A 15,812-nucleotide genomic window follows, 5' to 3' on the forward strand; every position below is an offset into this window, starting at 1 on the left:
CGTGGTCGTCACGGCAACGAGCACGGCCGGCGCGCTCGGGCAGATGGCCGCGCCCGGCACCCGGCTCCGTGAACGCCATGAGTCGCGCCCCGAGCCGGCACAGGCCGTCGTCGATGTCGAGCCCCGGCTCACGCGCACCCCGAGGTCCCTGCTGAACGGAGTGGGCGTGACGGCGACGGCGTCCCCGGCGGCCGGTCCGGCCGCAGCGGTGGACGGCACCGCGCAGGGAGACGCAGGCCCGCCACGCCACCATGCGGTGACGCGGCGGGCCGGCGGTCCGGTCGGATCCGGCTAGGCGGCGTGCAGGGCCTCCCTGATGGAGTCGACGGCGAGGTGCCGGGCGACGTTCGTGGCTCTCGTGTCGCGCAGGCTGTCGAGCATCATGAAGTCGTGCACCATGCCCTGGACCCGCACGGCGGTGACCGGGACATCGGCCTCCCGCAGATGCGCCGCGTAGGCCTCGCCCTCGTCACGCAGCACGTCGGCCTCGTCGGTGATCACCAGGGCCGGCGGCAGGCCTCTGAGGTCGTCGACGGAAGCCTGCAGGGGGGCCGCGTAGCGCTCCCGGCGCTGGGCCTCGTCGCTCGTGTACTGGTCCCAGAACCAGATCATGCCGTCCCGCGTGAGGTAGTAGCCGTCGGCGAACTGCTGGTAGGACGGCGTGTCGAAGTCGGCGTCCGTCACCGGGTAGAGCAGGATCTGCGCGGCGAGTTCTATGTCGCCACGGTCCTTGGCCATCTGGGCGAGGACCGCCGACATGTTGCCGCCGACGGAGTCCCCGCACACGACCATCCGGGACGGGTCGAGGCCGTACTCGCTGCCGTGCTTCACCACCCACTGGGCGACGGCGTAGTTCTGCTCGATCTGGGTCGGGTACTTGGCCTCGGGGGCCCGGTCGTAGACGGGGAACACGACCGCCGCCCGTGCCCCGGCGGCCAGCTCTCGCACGAGGCGGTCGTGGGTGTTCTCGTCGCCGAAGACCCAGCCGGCGCCATGGATGTAGAAGATCACCGGCAACGTCCCGTTGACGCCTTCGGGCTTGACGAGGTGGGCGCGTACGGTGCCCCACTCACCGGCGTCGATGTCGATCCAGCTCTCGTCGGCGGCGGGTTTGGCCACCCCCTCGCCCGTCTGCAGACCGGCGAGAATGTCACGCCCCTGCGGGGGCGGTACCTCGTAGATCCGCGGGTGCGGTGCGGTGGCGTCGGCGAGTTCGCGGGCCGCGGGCTCCAGGTACGGGGTGGGCGGCGGGGGCAGATCCTTCATGACGAACCTCCAGAAAGGGCCGATGCCGCGGCGGCGGGGTCCGGCCGGCCGCTCGCCTCCGCCGGTCACCGCCGGTCGAGGGCGGCACCGCGGGTGTGTCGGCGGCAGGGCCGGGCAGGCGGCATCGTTCTCCAGCCTGACACCGGACCGCGCGGGCGGCATCACGTGGCCGACTCCGTACGGTGGGCCCGGCGCTACGGGCTGTGGGGGAGGGCGACCGGACAAGGGTCCCGCCCGGCCGCCGGCCGGACGGCTCGCCGCGGGCGGTGCCGGGACCGGCTCACCTCGGCGCAGGCTGGAGCACATGGCTCCGTTCGCGACGGTCGCATGGAGATATGCCGAAGTCCTCGGGCGGTCCTGGCTCCGGGCCGCACCCGCCCTGACACTGTCGACTGACGGTCGGCGGCGGCCTGTTCGAGCAGCGTGAGCGCCCAGAACCCGAGGGAGCAGTCATGAAATCGCGCCTCCAGTGGACCCACGGCCGCGGCGAGCACGCAGTCGTCGCACGCAAGCAGGCGTACGCGGCCGAGATCCTGGTCAAGTTCCTCGTCCTGGCCGGACTGGTGTACATGCCGGTCCTGCTCTTCCACTGGGGCGAGTGGATCCCGTTCGCCGTGGCCGGCGGCTACCTGCTCTGGGAACTGGGCCGCCTCAACAGCGCCCTCGGCGAGTTGGCCGACCTCTGGAACGAGCAGCACCGGCAGCGGCAGGAGCAGGCTCGCAGCGACGCCCTCGACTGACGCGGCCGGGCTCAGGCGGCCCCGCCGACCTCGTGGACCAGCTCGATCGCCCGCCCGAGCGTGGTGAGCCGGTCCTCAAGGGTCTCGCCCGCCGGGTAGAGGCGTACGGTGTCGACGCCGGCGTCGCGCCAGACCGCGAGGCGCTCGCGCACCATGGACTCCGTGCCGATCAGCGTCGTACCGAGCACCATCTCGTCGGTCACCAGAGCCGCCGCGCCGTCCCGGTCGCCGGCCTGCCAGCGCTCACGCACCTCGGCGGCGACCTCGGCCCAGCCCTGGCGGCTGTAGGCGCTGTTGTAGAAGTTGGTGGATGCCGACCCCATCCCGCCGAGGCTGAACGCGAGTTCCTTCCTGCGTCCGGCGACCATCGCGCCGAGCGCCTCCTCGTCGGCGGCGAAGGCGACCTCCGCGCCCTGGCAGACGTCCAGGTCCGCACGGGTACGACCGCTCCGGGCCAGGCCCTCGTCGAGGTGGGCGAAGTAGGCGTCGGCGGCGCCCTCGGGCACGAAGCTGGTGCCGAGCCAGCCGTCGGCGGCCTCGCCGGTCAGCCGCAGCATGGCGGGGGAGAGGGCGGCGAGGTAGACGGGGATGTCGTGCTCGGCACGCATGGACAGGCGCATCGGGACGGCCTCGCCGCCGGGCAGCGGCAGCGTGAACTCCTCGCCGGAGTACGAGATCCGGCCGCCGTCGACCACCCGCCGGACGATCTCCACCGTCTCCCGCATGCGGCGCAGCGGCCGGGCGAAGGGGATGCCGTGCAGTCCCTCGATCACCTGCGGGCCGGAGGCGCCGAGACCGAGCAGGAAACGTCCGCCGGACAGGTTGGAGAGGGTGATGGCCGTCTGGGCCACCGCCGTCGGTGTCCGGGTGCCGAGTTGCATGATGCCGGAGCCGAGCAGCATCCGGTCGGTGAGCGCCGCGTAGTAGCCGAGCGCGGAGGGCGCGTCGGAGCCCCAGGCCTCGGCCACCCAGCAGACGTCCAGGCCCAGCTTCTCGGCCTCGACGACGAAGTCGCTCGTTCGGGACCGGTGTTCGCCGCCCGAGGCCTCGATCGTGGTCGCCGTCCGCATCACGCCTCCGCCCGCTTCTTGATCTGCGCAAGGGTGGCGGTGATGCCACGCTCGAACTCCCGCAGCCGTACGAACACGATCTTCTGCTCCTTGTCGGGCATCCGGTCGATGGCGACCGACAGTCCGGAACGTCCCGGACCCAGCTGCATCCACTGCGACAGCTCCGTCCCGCCGTCCTTCGGACGGAGCCGGAACCGCCAGACCGCGGAGGGCTCGGACGGATCCTGCACCGCCCAGGCGAACACCGACTCCCGCTCGCACTCGATCACGTGGGAGGTGGTCTCCCACTTCCCGAACGCCTCGTGTTCGCTGCGGCCGACGAACCGTGCCCCCACCGCCGGAGCTACGGCCCCGTCCAGCCAGGCGACGGACCGCAGCTCCTCGCTCATGTCCGGCATCAGGCCGATGTCGCTGACCAGGGCCCACACCGTGGCCGGTGGGGCGTCGATCCAGGTCCGCACCTCGACCGTGGGTCTGTCCGCGTAGCGCGCGCCCGTCCACTCCACGACCGGCCTCCTTGCCGTCCGGGTGTCCGAAACTCAGAGTTGCTAAATAAGACTCAGCCTGTCAAGAGGTCAGTGGGTCAAGGCGCCATGGGACGCTCAGTCGACACCGAACCGCCGGCGGATGTCCGGCCGCTGCCCGAGCCGCTCGGGATAGCCGGGCCCCATCCGCATCGAGGTCTCCTCGGACCTGAGCGGCGTCCGGCATCGGGAGCAGACGACCTCGGGGGTGGTGTCGTGGCCGCACGCCCCATGGTGGAACACCACGGGCACGCCTCGTTCCCCGGCCAGCCACCGGTCACCCCACGCGGACATCGCGGCCAGCACCGCGAACAGGTCCCGGCCCTTCTCCGTGAGGACGTAGTCGTAGCGCGGCGGCTCGGCCTCGTACAGCCGCTTCTCCAGGATCCGCTCGTCCACCAGATGACGCAGCCGGTCGGTCAACGTGTTGCGGGCGATGCCCAGTTCCTGCTGGAACTCGTCGAAGCGGCGGATCCCGTAGAAGGCCTCCCGCACCACCAGCGGCGTCCAGTGGTCACCCAGCAGATCGACGGTCCGTGCGATGGAGCACGGCCACGTGGCGAACGACGTCCGTTTCATGGCCCCACGATAGCGAGTCTTGCAGAGAAACCCTGCTGACAGTCGCGGTCTCGGATGTGAGCGGCCCGCGCAGGCCGCAGCATGAAGCGGGGGGCCTGGCCGTCCGCCGGCGGCCGTCGACCGTGGATCGAGGTGTCCGACCATGAAGATCGAGGGATCGGTCGCGCTGGTGACCGGAGCGAACCGCGGGATCGGGCTGGCGTTCTGCCGCGCCCTGCTGGCCCGGGGCGCGGCCAGAGTGTACGCGGGCGTACGGCGGCCGGAAGACCTCACCGAGCCGGGCCTGGAGCCGCTCCGCCTCGACGTCACCGACCCCGAGCAGATCGCGTCCGCCGCGCGCACGGCCTCCGACGCGACCATCGTGATCAACAACGCGGGCATCCAGGCCGGACCGGGCCTGCTGGAGGGCTCCCTGGACGGCGCGCGGCGGGAGCTGGAGGTGAACTACCTGGGCACCTGGGCCGTCTCCCGGGCCTTCGCGCCGGTACTCGCGGCCAACGGCGGCGGCGCCCTCGTGAACATGCTGTCCGTGGCCTCGTGGCGCTCGACCTGGCGGTTCCCCAGCTATGCCGCGTCGAAGGCGGCGCAGTGGTCGGTGACCAACGCACTGCGGGTCGCACTGCGGGAGCAGGGGACGCTGGTCGTCGGCGTGCACGTCGGCTGGGTGGACACCGACGCCACCGTGGCGGTCGACGAGCCCAAGACGGATGCGGCCGAGGTGGCCGCGCAGACGATGGAGGCGATAGCCCGCGACGAGCCCGAGGTCCTGGTCGACGAGACCGCCCGTCGAGTGCGCGCCGCGCTGTCCGGGCCGCTCGATCTCCTCTACCCGACCGGCTGATCGCGCGACCTGATCGTGCGACCGTGGAGTCAGCAGACCGACTCGACACAACGGTGAGGTGGAGCCATGCAGACCGACTTCGACGTCGTCGTCCTGGGAGCCGGGCCGGGCGGCTACGTGGCCGCGATCCGCGCCGCCCAGCTGGGCCTGCGCACGGCCATCGTGGAGGGCCGCTTCTGGGGTGGCGTGTGTCTGAACATCGGCTGCATCCCGGCGAAGGCGCTGCTGCGCAACGCCGAGGTCGCCCAGCTGATCCTGCACGACGCGGAGAAGTTCGGCGTGAAGATCAGCGGGGAGGTGGGCCTGGACTACCGTGCCGCCTACGAGCGCAGCCGGGTGGTGGCCGACGGGCGCGTCAAGGGCGTCGGCTACCTCATGCGCAAGAACAAGATCGAGCAGTTCGAGGGGCAGGGCACCTTCCTCGACCCGCACACCCTTCAGGTGCGCATGCAGGACGGCGAGACCACGCTCTCCTTCCGCTCCTGCATCATCGCGACCGGCTCGACCGTGAAGCTGCTGCCCGGTACGACGCTGGGGCGGCGCGTCGTCACCTACGAGGAGCAGATCCTCTCCGACAGCCTCCCGTCCAGCATCGTCATCGCGGGTGCCGGGGCCATCGGCGTCGAGTTCGCCTACCTGCTGCGGTCGTACGGTGTCGAGGTCACGCTGGTGGAGTTCCTGGACCGGATCGCCCCGCTGGAGGACGAGGAGGTCTCGGCCGAGCTGACCAGGCGCTTCAAGCGGCAGGGGATCCGGGTCCTGACCTCCACCGCCGTGCAGTCCATCGAGGAGACCGAGGACGAGGTCCGCGTGACCGTCCGTTCCGGCGACTCGGAGCAGGTCCTGGAGGCGGAGAAGGTGCTGCAGGCCACCGGCTTCCAGCCGCGGACGGCCGGCTACGGGCTGAGCAGCACGGGGGTACGGCTCACCGAGCGCGGTGCCATCGACATCGACGGGTACTGCCGTACCAGCCGGCCGCACATCTACGCGATCGGCGACGTCACGGCGAAGCTGATGCTCGCGCACACCGCGGAGGCGATGGGCATCGTCGCCGCCGAGAGCATCGCCGGCGCGGAGACCATGGAGCTGGACTACCGCATGATCCCGCGGGCGACGTTCTGCCAGCCGCAGATCGCCAGCTTCGGCTGGACCGAGGCAGAGGCCCGTGCCCAGGGTTTCGACGTGCGGGTGGCGAAGTTCCCCTTCACGGCCAACGCCAAGGCGCACGGCTTCGGCGACACGGTCGGGTTCGTGAAGCTCGTGAGCGATGCCCGCTACGGCGAACTGATCGGCGGCCACATGATCGGACCGGACGTGACGGAGCTCCTGCCCGAGCTGACGCTCGCTCAGAAGTGGGACCTCACGGTGCATGAGCTCGCCCGGAACGTGCACGCCCACCCGACGCTGAGCGAGGCGGTCCAGGACGCCCTGCACGGCCTCGCCGGACACATGATCAACCTCTGACGGGCCTCGGGACCGGAGGTGGTTGAGACGTGCGGTCGTACCATGACGTGACCGCCCAGCAGCCGCCCCGAGGAGTCACCGTGGCCCGCCCCCGTACCGCCGCCCGCACCGTGGAGCACCCCGAGCTGTCCGAGGTCTCGCTCCAGCAGGTGCTGGAGGCGCTGGTGGACCCGGTGCGGCGCATGGTGGTGTCGCAACTGGCCCGTGCGGGGGAGGACCTGAGCTGCGGGACGTTCGTCGCGCCCGTCTCGCTGTCGACGCTGACGCACCACTTCACCGTGCTGCGCGAGGCCGGCGTGATCCGCCAGTACTACGTCGGCACCGCGAAGATGAACACGCTGCGCGCCGACGAGATGGAGCTGCGGTTCCCCGGGCTGCTCTCCGCGGTGCTGGCCGCCGCGGCGCTGGAGGCGGAAGCGGGTGCGGGCCGGGACGGCCGGTGACTTTATTTCGATCGAGCTCAAAATTTGACGGTCATCAAACCTTGGGGTGGGGTGAGTGGAGGCGCCGGGCCGGCCCGGCGCGTCTCCATCCCAGACCCTGCCCCTAGGACGGATGCACCATGGCAAGACTCGTTCAGTTCGACCGGATCGGCGGACCCGAGGTCCTCACCCTCCGCGATGTCGAGGTCGGCGCACCCGGCGCGGGAGAGGTCCGCATCCGCGTCGACGCGATCGGCCTGAACCGCGCCGAGATCATGTACCGCGAGGGTGTCTACTCCTACGCCCCGGTCTTCCCGTCACTGCTCGGCTACGAGGCCGCCGGTGTGGTCGAGGCGGTCGGCGAGGGTGTGGCCGGCCTCTCCGAGGGCGACCCGGTGGCGGTCGTACCGCAGTTCCTGCAGACCGACTACGGCACCTACGGCGACCACGTCGTCGTCCCGGCGTCGGCGGTCGTGCCCCGCCCCGCCGGGGTCGACCCGGTCCGGGCGGCGGCCGTGTGGATGGCGTACATCACCGCCTACGGCCCCCTCGTCGAGAGCGGCCGGGTGCGCCCCGGTGACCACGTCCTGATCACGGCGGCCTCCAGCAGCGTCGGACTCGCCGCCATCCAGATCGCCCGTCATGTCGGCGCGATCCCGATCGCCACCACGCGCGGCCCCGGCAAGCGGCAGCGCCTGCTGGAGGCGGGAGCGGCCCATGTGATCGTCACCGACGAGGAGGACCTGCCCGCCCGGATCGAGGAGATCACCGGCGGCGAGGGTGTCCGCCTCGCCTTCGACCCGGTCGCGGGACCCGGCGTGGAGACCCTCGCGCAGGGGATCGCCCCCGGCGGCTTCCTGGTGGTCTACGGCGCCCTCGACCCGCGTCCCACTCCGCTGCCCAATGCCCGGTCCTTCCCGGCGCTGAACAGCAGCACGTACACGCTCTTCGAGATCACCACGAACCCCGAGCGCCTGCGCCGCGCGGTCGCGTTCGTCAACGCGGGCCTCGGCTCCGGCGCCTTCGACCCCGTCGTCGACCGCACCTTCGACCTCGCGGACATCGCCGAGGCGCACCGTTACATGGCCGCGAACGAGCAGGTCGGCAAGATCGTCGTCACCGTCACCCACGAGGGTGGGGCCTCCTGAGCCCCCTGGCACCTCCCGCCGGCCGCTGACGGCGGACCCGCGGGGCGGGGCGCCGGCGCGGAGACCGTCAGTGTCCCGCCTGTGCCGTCATCCGGGCGGCCGCGTCGTGGATGAGCCGGGCGTGCAGCTCGAACAGGGCCACCAGGTCGACGGAGTCGCCCTGGATCTCCCGGTGCGCGAACAGGCCGTCGGCGCCGGCCACGGCGTAGGTGGTGAGGGTGTGCACCTCGTCCTCGGCCAGGGCCGGGAAGAGGTCGGCGATGATCTCGGCGATGCGCCGCTGGGAGATGTCGCGGACCTGAAGGAAGACGGTGCGGCCGCGGGGCTCGGTGGGACGGCGCTCCAGCGCGAGCATCAGGCCGAGGCGCAGGAAGTCCGGGGCGGCGAGGAGGGACCTGGCCACGTTCGCGGCCATCAGGGCGACCCGTTCCAGCGGGGTGCCGGCGTCGTCCCCGGGCAGCTCGACGGCCTTGAGCCAGGTCTCGAAGCTGCGCTCGATGACGGCCGCGATCAGGTCGTCCTTGTCCTTGAAGTGCCAGTAGATCGAGCTGGCGGGCAGTCCGCACTTGGCGCTGACGGCCGCGATGGAGGTGCCGTCGTAGCCGCGCTCGCCGGCGATCTCGACGGTGGCGTCCAGGATCCGCTGGCGCGACTCCACCCCGTTCGCGCGTTTCCTGCGCGTCGTCTGCGACCCGGTCATCTCTGCGCCTCTCGGGGATCGTGGCGGCCGGGTTCCGGGCCGCCTCTGCGACCGCCACTCTAATTGGAACATCCCCTACAGCAGCAACCGCCTGCCGGGCTCCGGCCGGACCAGAGGGGCGGGACCATGGCGTCGGCCGGGCGCCCCGGGGGTCAGCCGCGACCGGCGCCCGCCTCCATCGCCGCCACCAGCCGTCGCAGCGCCTCGGTCACCCACTCGCGGTCCTCGCCCAGGCCGTCCAGCAGTCCGATCTCGACGGAGAGCTGCCGCGGGAAGAGCTCGTCGACCGCCTGCGCGCCGGCCTCCGTGATGGTGACCAGCGCGGCACGCCGGTCGGCGGGGTTGGGGGAGCGGGCGATGAAACCGCGCTGTTCGCCTACATCAGCGGCTCCAGCTTCGTCTTCGAGAACCTGCACGGCGTCTCCTCGACCACCTACTCCCTCATCTTCGCCACCAACGCCGTCGCCATGCTGGCCGCCGGGGCCTGTTTCGCCCGCCTCGCCGGGCGCGGCACCCGCCTGAACACCCTGCTCTCGGCCGGGGTCGGCATCGCCCTGCTGGGCGCGCTGGCACAAGTCCTGCTGGTGGTGACCGTGGGCGAGACCCTCGCAGGTACCTGGACCACCCTGTTCGTGACCGGCGGCGGCATCGGCCTGGTCTTCCCGGGCGCCATGAGCATCGGCCAGGCGGTCGGCCGTACGGCCCCGGGCGCGGCCTCCGTGCTCCTGGGCGGCTTCCAGTTCCTCCTCGGCGCCCTGGCCGCTCCGCTGGTGGGCGTGTTCGGGGAGGGCGGCTCCCGGCCGATGGCGATCGTCATGCTGGGCGCGCTGGTGGCGGCGGGACTGGCGCTGGCGACGCTGGCCCGGCCCTGGTAGGGGCACGGGGAGCCGGTGCCCGCGGCGTAGTCGGCGAGGTTCCTTGAGCCCGCGACTCACCCGGCGGGCAGGTCGGCGAGGAAGCGGGCCCCGGAGGTGTACGCGGGATCGTGGGACACCTCGCCGCCCACGGAGCGGGCCAGGCGCCGCGCGAGCGGCAGTCCGAGGCCCGCGCCGTCGTGCCCGTCGCCGGGATCGGCCCGGCGGCCGGGCTGGAAGAGGTCGCCCACGAACGCCTCCGGTACGCCGGGACCGTCGTCGGTGACACCGATCCGGACCCCGCCGGGCACCCGGCGCGCGGACACGGTCACCGTGGAGTGCGCGTACCGGAGCGCGTTCGCCAGCATGGGGCTGACGATGCGTTCGAGAAGCGCGGGCCGGACGCCCGCCGTCGGCTCCGGATCGGCCGTGTCGACGACGGCTTTCACCCGCTCCGGCGTCCCGAGGCGGTCGACCAGCCGGTGCAGGACGGGCCCGACGGCCGTGGCGCCGGGGGCCGTGCCGGCGGTGCGCGCCTCCTCACGGGCGTCGTCCAGCAGGGTGTCGCAGATGGTGCGCATGGCCTGGGCCGCCTCGGCGATCACCTCGTGCGTCGCCCGGGTCTCGGCATCGGATCGCGGCCGGGCCCGCCACCAGTCCAGCTCGACGACGATGCGGGTGAGCGGGGTGCGCAGCTCGTGGGAGAGCTCCCCGGTCAGCTGCCGCTCGTGCCGCAGCACGGTCCGGACGCGGTCCAGCAGCGCGTCGAGCGAGGCGCCCAGGCGGGCGAGTTCGGCCGGCTGGTCGGCGGCGCCGAAGCGCTCGTCGGAGCCCGCCGCGCTCCACTCGGTGGCCTGGTCCGTCATGGTGCGCACCGGGCGCAGCGCCCGCCCGACGGCGAGGCGGGTCAGCGCGTAGGTGCACGCGAGCATGACCGAATCCAGGACCAGGGACCCCAGCAGCACGGTGTCCGCCGAGTTGCGGTACGGGGCGAGGTCCAGGGCGGTGACGACCGTCGCCGTGCTCCGACGCCCGGCCACGGAGTGGGCGCACAGGCGCACGGACCGGGGATGCCCGGCCGTCACGGTCTCACAGCCGCCGTGTCCCCGTACGACCAGCCGCGCGGCGGCCGCGGTCAGGGTGCCGCCGGCGGTGGCGGACGGGGGTTTCTCCAGCAGGCGCGTCCCGGTGTAGATCCAGACGTTGGCGTCGAGGAGCCGGTCGTTGACGGTCTCCAGGACCCGTACCCGCGAGCCGCTGGTGTCCACCGTGGTGGCGACGGCGGCCGCACGGTTGCCCAGTTCGGCGTCCGCCTGGTGCTGCAGGTGCCGGTCCATGACGGTGTTGAACGCCACGGTCAGGACGGTCATCAGGAGGGCCGCGGTGGTCACCGCCACGAGCGAGAGCCGACCGCGCAGCGTGCGCGGGGCCGGCAGCCGCAGGAGGCGGTTCATGACAGCCGGTGGCCGATCCCGCGCGCCGTCCCGAGGTTCAGGCCGCTGCCCGCCTCGCGCAGCTTGCGGCGCAGCCGGCTCAGGTACTGGTCCAGCGTGTTGTCGCTGACCTGAGCCCCGTCCGGCCACGCGGTCCGCACCAGGTCCCGGCGGCTCACGATGCCCCCTCCCGCGGCCACGAGCGTGGCCAGCAGCCGGAACTCCGTCGGGGACAGCTCGACCAGAGCCTCGCCGACGTGCGCGCTGTGCCGGGTCGCGTCCAGGACCAGGTCCCCGGCCGTGGACACCGCGGGCGGGGCGGACCGCTTGAGCGAGGCCCGCAGCCGGGCGACGAGTTCGGCGAGGTGGAACGGCTTGGGAAGGTAGTCGTCGCCCCCCGCGGAGAACCCGGACAGCCGGTCGGTGAGGTGGTGGTGGGCCGTGAGGAAGATGATCGGGGCCGCGAATCCGTTGGCGCGCATCGCCTGGCACACGTCCCGGCCGTCCGCGTCCGGCAGCCCGACGTCCAGGACGACCGCGCCGATGCCGTCGCCGGTCAGCCGCAGGGCGGTGGCGCCGTCGGCGGCGGGCACGGGCTCGAAGCCCTCGTCGGCCAGCCCGCGGCGCAGCACGTCCCGCAGGGCGTGATCGTCCTCCACGACCAGGATCTTCTGAGGCATGGTCCTCCGTCGGAGCTACGGCCGTACCGCGGCCGGGGCCGGGACGGTCACCCGCGTCCCTCCTCGGACCCGGCGGTCCGCCGCCCCCGGTACACCTCGGAGAGAACGGGGATCAGGGACACGACCACGATCAGCGCCACCAGCGGCAGCAGGTACCGGTCGACGTTCGGGATCGACGAGCCCAGCGCGTATCCCGCGAGGGTGAGGCCGACGCTCCACGCGAGTCCGCCGACGACCTGCCACTGGGTGAACGTCCGTACCGGCACCTCCAGAGCCCCCGCCATCGGATTGAGGACCGTGCGCACCACCGGCACGAAGCGCGCCAGGACGATGGCCTTCGCGTGGCCGTACCGGTCGAGGAAGTCCTCGGCGCGCTGCACGCCTTCGTGCAGGCGCTTGGAGCGGCTGCGTGCCAGCAGGGCTCCGCCCGCCTTCCGGCCGAGCAGGTATCCGAACTGTGCCCCGGCGAGCGCACCCGCGGCCGCCGCCACGAGCAGGGGGCCCAGGGACAGGTGCAGACTTCCCTGCGCCGAGCCGGTGCACAGCAGGCCGGCGGTGAACAGCAGGGAGTCGCCCGGCAGGAAGAACCCGACCAGCAGCCCCGTCTCGGCGAACATCACCACCCCGACGCCCAGCACGCCGAAGGCCGACAGCAGCGAATGAGCGTCGAGCACGTTCACGGCCAGCTGTGACGCCGCGAGGATCGGTGTGGTCATGAACGGGGGCCCTTTCCGGCGGACGGTCTCACATGAACACCTGAACGACTACATCTTTGTAGACGCCATGGGGAACTCTAGACGATCGCGGGTGCGCGACGAGCGGCCCACGGCCGTGGCACCCACCCGTGCCCGCACCCCCGTACCACCCACCCAAACGGCATGACCAGGGAGTTCGCCGTGTCGTTCAGGTTGCGTTCAGGTCCGGTGAGCGGACCTGAAACTCATGCACCAGAGGGGCCAAAGCATTGGCAAAGACATCTGTGGCACCGGGAGTCCCGCATGTCATCGTGCCGACCATGACCACAGAGCACCTCCTCGACGACCGCTCCCGCGTTCCCCTCCGCACCATGGCGAACAAGGTGCCGGAAGTCACCGTCTACTTCTGGATCATCAAGGTGCTCACCACCGGGATGGGCGAGACCGCGTCGGACCTGCTGGCGCGGGTCCTCGGCCCGATACCGGCCGTCGGCCTCGGCGGTCTCGCCCTGGCGGTCTCCCTGGCCGTGCAGTTCGCGGTCCGCCGGTACATCGCCTGGGTGTACTGGACCGCGGTCGTCATGGTCAGCGTGTTCGGCACGATGGCCGCCGACGTCCTGCACGTCGGTCTCGGCGTGCCCTACACGCTGTCCACCCCGTTCTTCATCGTCGTGCTGGCCGCGGTCTTCGCCCTCTGGTACGCGGTCGAGCGGACGCTGTCCATCCACGGCATCCGCACCCGCCGCCGTGAGACCTTCTACTGGGCGACCGTCCTCGCCACCTTCGCCCTCGGCACCGCCGCCGGCGACCTGACCGCCACCGCCGGCCTCGGCTACCTCGGCTCGGTGGTCCTCTTCGCCGTCGCGATCTGCCTCCCCGCCATCGCCCACCGCGGCGGTGCCCTGAACGCCGTGACCGCCTTCTGGACGGCCTACGTCATCACCCGTCCCCTCGGCGCCTCGCTCGCCGACTGGATGGCGGTCGGCCACGGGCGGGGCGGCCTCGGCCTGGGACTGGCACCGGTGACCCTCGCCTGGACGGTCGCCATCGCCTGTTTCGTCGGCTACCTCGCAGTCTCCCGCCGGGACACCTCGGGCCTCGATCCGGCCTGAGCGGCTCGGCCCGCACGGCAGGTCCACCGGCCGGGGTACCGACGTCACGCCGGGCGGAGCCATGAACGCGTGTTCTGCGTCTTGCTCTCCGGGGAGCCTCCGCCCGCGCGGCGCCACATTCCCGGCGCGGACGCGGCGGCGGAGCGCGTGGCTTCGACGTGAGGGGAACGGACGTTGCGCCGTGGGTACAAGTGGGTGGACCGTGAACTCGCGCGGATGGATCCGGAGACCGACTGGGAGCGGATGATTGCGCTCTATGTCGGTTACAGGGTCCCGGAGTTCGCCCTGGCGACGGCGCTCTACCCGGGCACCATGCGCATGATGCAGCCCGGCGCCACGGCCGCGACCCTCGCGCACACCGCGAAGCTGACGGCGAGACCCGAGCGGCGCTACCGGGACGCCAACCACTTCCTGATGGCCTGGATGGTGGACGGCCTGTCCAGCGGAGCGGGGCGCGCGGCCGCCGACCGGCTCAACCGCATCCACCTGGCGGTCGCCCGGGCCACCCCGCACCTGCCCGGCAACTTCGACGACACCGACGACTTCGTCTACCCGCTCGTCCTGCTCGCCACCTACGGCGACCGCCTGCAGACCTCGCTCGGACTGCCCGGCACGAGTGAACCCATGAAGACCGCCTGGCACCGTTGGGCGCAGACCCTCTTCCGCCTCCTGGAACGCGAATCCGGCCCCCTGGCCGACGAGCACTTTCCCGAGGACTGGGACGCGATGTGCGAGTTCGCCGTGAAGTTCGACGCACGGCCGTACGAACCGACCGAAGCCGGCCACATCGTGGCGGCCGCCATGATGGACCACTTCGCCCACCGATGGTTCCCCGCACCCTTCCGGGCGTTCGGCAGGGACCTGACCCGCTACCTCGCGGGCGACCGGGTCTGCCGGCTGCACCGGATCGGCCGGCTGAGCCCCCGCCGCGAACGCGTCGTACGGCTCTTCCTGAAGTCCGCGTTCCGCGCCCTGCGTCTGCTGCCCGACTACCGGACACCGCTGCCCGAGCGCGTCCGGCGCGGCGGACGCACCCGGGCAACGGCAACCGGTCTCAGCTGCAGGTGAGGCGGCCCGAGGTCGCCTTGGCCGTGAGGATGCGGTGTACGGAGGCGGCGACCTTGGTGCGGAACGACGCGTCCTTCGCCATCTGGGCCTGCACCCCCTGGACCATCGCCGGGACGGTCGACGCCTTGACCGTGAGGACCATGTCGCCCCCGGCGCCGATGAACTGCACCGCCCGCTGCGCCGGGGTGTAGGCGCGCACCGCGACCGCCTGGCCGAGGTCGTCGGAGATGACGACTCCCTTGAAGCCGAACTTGGTGCGCAGCAGTGAGTTGATGACGGTCGGTGAGAACGCGGCGAGGTGCCTCGAGTCGATCTTCGTGTACTTCGCCGACGAGATCATCACGAACGGCGCCCCTGCCTTGATTCCGCTCTGGAACGGCTGGAGGCTCGAACTGGAGGCGGTCGTCACCGAGTCCACGACGTTCGCGGTGGTGTCGGTGTTGCCGGTCACCTGGCCCAGTCCGGGGAAGTGCTTGAACGTGGTCATCACCCCGGCCGCGCGGAAGCCCGCGGCGAAGGCGCCGGTGTGTGAGGTCACGACGGCGGGGGTGTGGCCGTACTCGCGGTAGAAGTGGCCGATGGGGGCGTTGCGGGTGCCGAGACTCGCGGGCACCACATCGGCGACCGGGGCGAGGTTGAGGTCCAGGCCCGCCGCCTTGAGCTGCCCCGCCCAGGTCGTGGCGCGACTGCGCAGGGTGGTGGTGCTCCACGTGCCCTGGGTCAGGGCGTTGGGCATGACCGAGAAACCGGGTCCGCTGAGCACCTGGACCTGGCCGCCCTCCTGGTCGGTGGAGACGAGCAGCCCGACCCGGTGCCCGCCGACCGTGTCGGCCTGCGGGCGGAAGGCGTCGACCACCTTCCTCGTCGCGGCGGTCCCGGCGGTGCTGCGTCCGGTGAGCATCACGGACCCGACGTGGTAGGTGCGCAGCGTCTGCAGGTCCGCGGTGCTCGGGCGGGTGGCGTTGACCCCGCCCATGAACAGCTGGCCGACGCGCTGTGCCTGGGTCATCTTCGCGTAGACCGTGTCGGCGCAGCTCGCGGCCGAGACGGCGGCCGCGGGCCGGGCGGCCGCGTCCGCGGCCGGCACGGTGCACACACCGGCGGCGAGCGCGGCGGTGACGAGTCCAACAGAGGTGCGCCGGGCGGCGGAGCCGCCACGCGCGCGTCGACGAACAGGTGTCCCCACGATGCGCTCCTGACTGATGCGGGTGCACGT

19 protein-coding genes are annotated in these 15,812 nt (G+C 72.1%); 9 read left to right on the forward strand and 10 right to left on the reverse strand.

Features of this window, described 5'->3' with window-relative positions; translation table 11 throughout:
* The first annotated feature begins 1 nt into the window (after position 1).
* Complete coding sequence (locus ACZ4UV_RS31830; protein ID WP_451016226.1) at positions 2-295, forward strand: hypothetical protein; 294 nt, start codon at positions 2-4, stop codon at positions 293-295.
* Here ACZ4UV_RS31830 and ACZ4UV_RS31835 read toward each other — a convergent pair.
* The gene (locus tag ACZ4UV_RS31835) at positions 292-1,266 is read right to left on the reverse strand and encodes an alpha/beta hydrolase (RefSeq protein WP_451016225.1); all 975 of its coding nucleotides are present in this window, start codon (positions 1,264-1,266) and stop codon (positions 292-294) included. The genes ACZ4UV_RS31830 and ACZ4UV_RS31835 overlap by 4 nt on opposite strands.
* A 452-nt stretch (positions 1,267-1,718) precedes the next feature.
* Here ACZ4UV_RS31835 and ACZ4UV_RS31840 point away from each other — a divergent pair, with 452 nt between their 5' ends.
* A complete protein-coding gene (locus ACZ4UV_RS31840) occupies positions 1,719-2,006 on the forward strand; it encodes a hypothetical protein (protein WP_451016224.1) in 288 nt (95 codons plus the stop codon).
* Positions 2,007-2,017: 11 nt separating this feature from the next.
* On the opposite strand, the gene ACZ4UV_RS31845 is transcribed toward ACZ4UV_RS31840, so the two are convergent.
* The 3 genes from ACZ4UV_RS31845 to ACZ4UV_RS31855 all read right to left on the reverse strand — a co-directional run bounded on the left by ACZ4UV_RS31845 (position 2,018) and on the right by ACZ4UV_RS31855 (position 4,179).
* Positions 2,018-3,076, reverse strand: coding sequence for an LLM class flavin-dependent oxidoreductase (locus ACZ4UV_RS31845; RefSeq protein ID WP_467842514.1), 1,059 nt, complete (start codon positions 3,074-3,076; stop codon positions 2,018-2,020).
* Positions 3,076-3,582 (reverse strand): SRPBCC family protein, encoded by a 507-nt coding sequence (locus ACZ4UV_RS31850; RefSeq protein WP_390035576.1) that lies wholly within the window; start codon positions 3,580-3,582, stop codon positions 3,076-3,078. Before ACZ4UV_RS31850 ends, ACZ4UV_RS31845 begins: the two co-directional genes overlap by 1 nt.
* Positions 3,583-3,678: 96 nt before the next feature.
* Positions 3,679-4,179: a winged helix-turn-helix transcriptional regulator gene (locus tag ACZ4UV_RS31855; protein ID WP_451016222.1), complete on the reverse strand. Its 501-nt coding sequence runs from the start codon at positions 4,177-4,179 to the stop codon at positions 3,679-3,681.
* Positions 4,180-4,321: 142 nt separating this feature from the next.
* Here ACZ4UV_RS31855 and ACZ4UV_RS31860 point away from each other — a divergent pair, with 142 nt between their 5' ends.
* The 4 genes from ACZ4UV_RS31860 (at position 4,322) to ACZ4UV_RS31875 (ending at position 8,054) form a co-directional block, all read left to right on the forward strand.
* Entirely contained in the window at positions 4,322-5,020 is a 699-nt protein-coding gene (locus ACZ4UV_RS31860; protein WP_451016221.1) for an SDR family oxidoreductase, read from the forward strand.
* A 66-nt stretch (positions 5,021-5,086) separates the two neighbouring features.
* Positions 5,087-6,484 carry a dihydrolipoyl dehydrogenase gene (lpdA, locus tag ACZ4UV_RS31865; RefSeq protein ID WP_451016220.1) on the forward strand — a complete coding sequence of 466 codons (1,398 nt, stop codon included), beginning with the start codon at positions 5,087-5,089 and terminating at the stop codon, positions 6,482-6,484.
* Between the two features lie 110 nt (positions 6,485-6,594).
* The gene (locus ACZ4UV_RS31870; protein ID WP_351488718.1) at positions 6,595-6,927 is read left to right on the forward strand and encodes an ArsR/SmtB family transcription factor; all 333 of its coding nucleotides are present in this window, start codon (positions 6,595-6,597) and stop codon (positions 6,925-6,927) included.
* A gap of 119 nt (positions 6,928-7,046) precedes the next feature.
* Positions 7,047-8,054, forward strand: coding sequence for a zinc-dependent alcohol dehydrogenase family protein (locus tag ACZ4UV_RS31875; RefSeq protein WP_451016219.1), 1,008 nt, complete (start codon positions 7,047-7,049; stop codon positions 8,052-8,054).
* A gap of 67 nt (positions 8,055-8,121) precedes the next feature.
* Here the strand turns inward: ACZ4UV_RS31875 and ACZ4UV_RS31880 are convergent, their stop codons facing one another.
* Positions 8,122-8,754, reverse strand: a complete 633-nt coding sequence (locus ACZ4UV_RS31880; RefSeq protein WP_451016218.1) for a TetR/AcrR family transcriptional regulator — start codon at positions 8,752-8,754, stop codon at positions 8,122-8,124.
* 152 nt (positions 8,755-8,906) lie between these two features.
* Positions 8,907-9,170, reverse strand: a complete 264-nt coding sequence (locus ACZ4UV_RS31885; protein ID WP_451016217.1) for a MarR family winged helix-turn-helix transcriptional regulator — start codon at positions 9,168-9,170, stop codon at positions 8,907-8,909.
* A 51-nt stretch (positions 9,171-9,221) separates the two neighbouring features.
* Between ACZ4UV_RS31885 and ACZ4UV_RS31890 the strand changes: the two genes are divergently transcribed.
* On the forward strand, positions 9,222-9,629 hold the full coding sequence (locus ACZ4UV_RS31890; protein ID WP_467842521.1) for a hypothetical protein: 408 nt from the start codon (positions 9,222-9,224) through the stop codon (positions 9,627-9,629).
* A gap of 56 nt (positions 9,630-9,685) precedes the next feature.
* On the opposite strand, the gene ACZ4UV_RS31895 is transcribed toward ACZ4UV_RS31890, so the two are convergent.
* Genes ACZ4UV_RS31895 through ACZ4UV_RS31905 form a run of 3 tightly spaced genes read right to left on the reverse strand, consistent with a single transcriptional unit; the run spans position 9,686 to position 12,437 of the window.
* The gene (locus tag ACZ4UV_RS31895; protein WP_467842524.1) at positions 9,686-11,062 is read right to left on the reverse strand and encodes a sensor histidine kinase; all 1,377 of its coding nucleotides are present in this window, start codon (positions 11,060-11,062) and stop codon (positions 9,686-9,688) included.
* On the reverse strand, positions 11,059-11,721 hold the full coding sequence (locus ACZ4UV_RS31900; RefSeq protein ID WP_390035562.1) for a response regulator transcription factor: 663 nt from the start codon (positions 11,719-11,721) through the stop codon (positions 11,059-11,061). Before ACZ4UV_RS31900 ends, ACZ4UV_RS31895 begins: the two co-directional genes overlap by 4 nt.
* Before the next feature lie 47 nt (positions 11,722-11,768).
* Positions 11,769-12,437, reverse strand: coding sequence for a DedA family protein (locus ACZ4UV_RS31905; RefSeq protein ID WP_390035560.1), 669 nt, complete (start codon positions 12,435-12,437; stop codon positions 11,769-11,771).
* Between the two features lie 299 nt (positions 12,438-12,736).
* Between ACZ4UV_RS31905 and ACZ4UV_RS31910 the strand changes: the two genes are divergently transcribed.
* Both ACZ4UV_RS31910 and ACZ4UV_RS31915 read left to right on the forward strand, forming a co-directional pair.
* Positions 12,737-13,528: a COG4705 family protein gene (locus ACZ4UV_RS31910; protein ID WP_390035558.1), complete on the forward strand. Its 792-nt coding sequence runs from the start codon at positions 12,737-12,739 to the stop codon at positions 13,526-13,528.
* A 174-nt stretch (positions 13,529-13,702) separates the two neighbouring features.
* Positions 13,703-14,596: a DUF2236 domain-containing protein gene (locus ACZ4UV_RS31915; RefSeq protein WP_451016214.1), complete on the forward strand. Its 894-nt coding sequence runs from the start codon at positions 13,703-13,705 to the stop codon at positions 14,594-14,596.
* Here ACZ4UV_RS31915 and ACZ4UV_RS31920 read toward each other — a convergent pair.
* Positions 14,583-15,782 carry a glycoside hydrolase family 3 N-terminal domain-containing protein gene (locus tag ACZ4UV_RS31920; RefSeq protein ID WP_467842529.1) on the reverse strand — a complete coding sequence of 400 codons (1,200 nt, stop codon included), beginning with the start codon at positions 15,780-15,782 and terminating at the stop codon, positions 14,583-14,585. The two genes, ACZ4UV_RS31915 and ACZ4UV_RS31920, sit on opposite strands and share 14 nt — an antisense overlap.
* Between the last annotated feature and the right edge of the window lie 30 nt (positions 15,783-15,812).

The organism is Streptomyces sp. NPDC028289 (assembly GCF_055565975.1).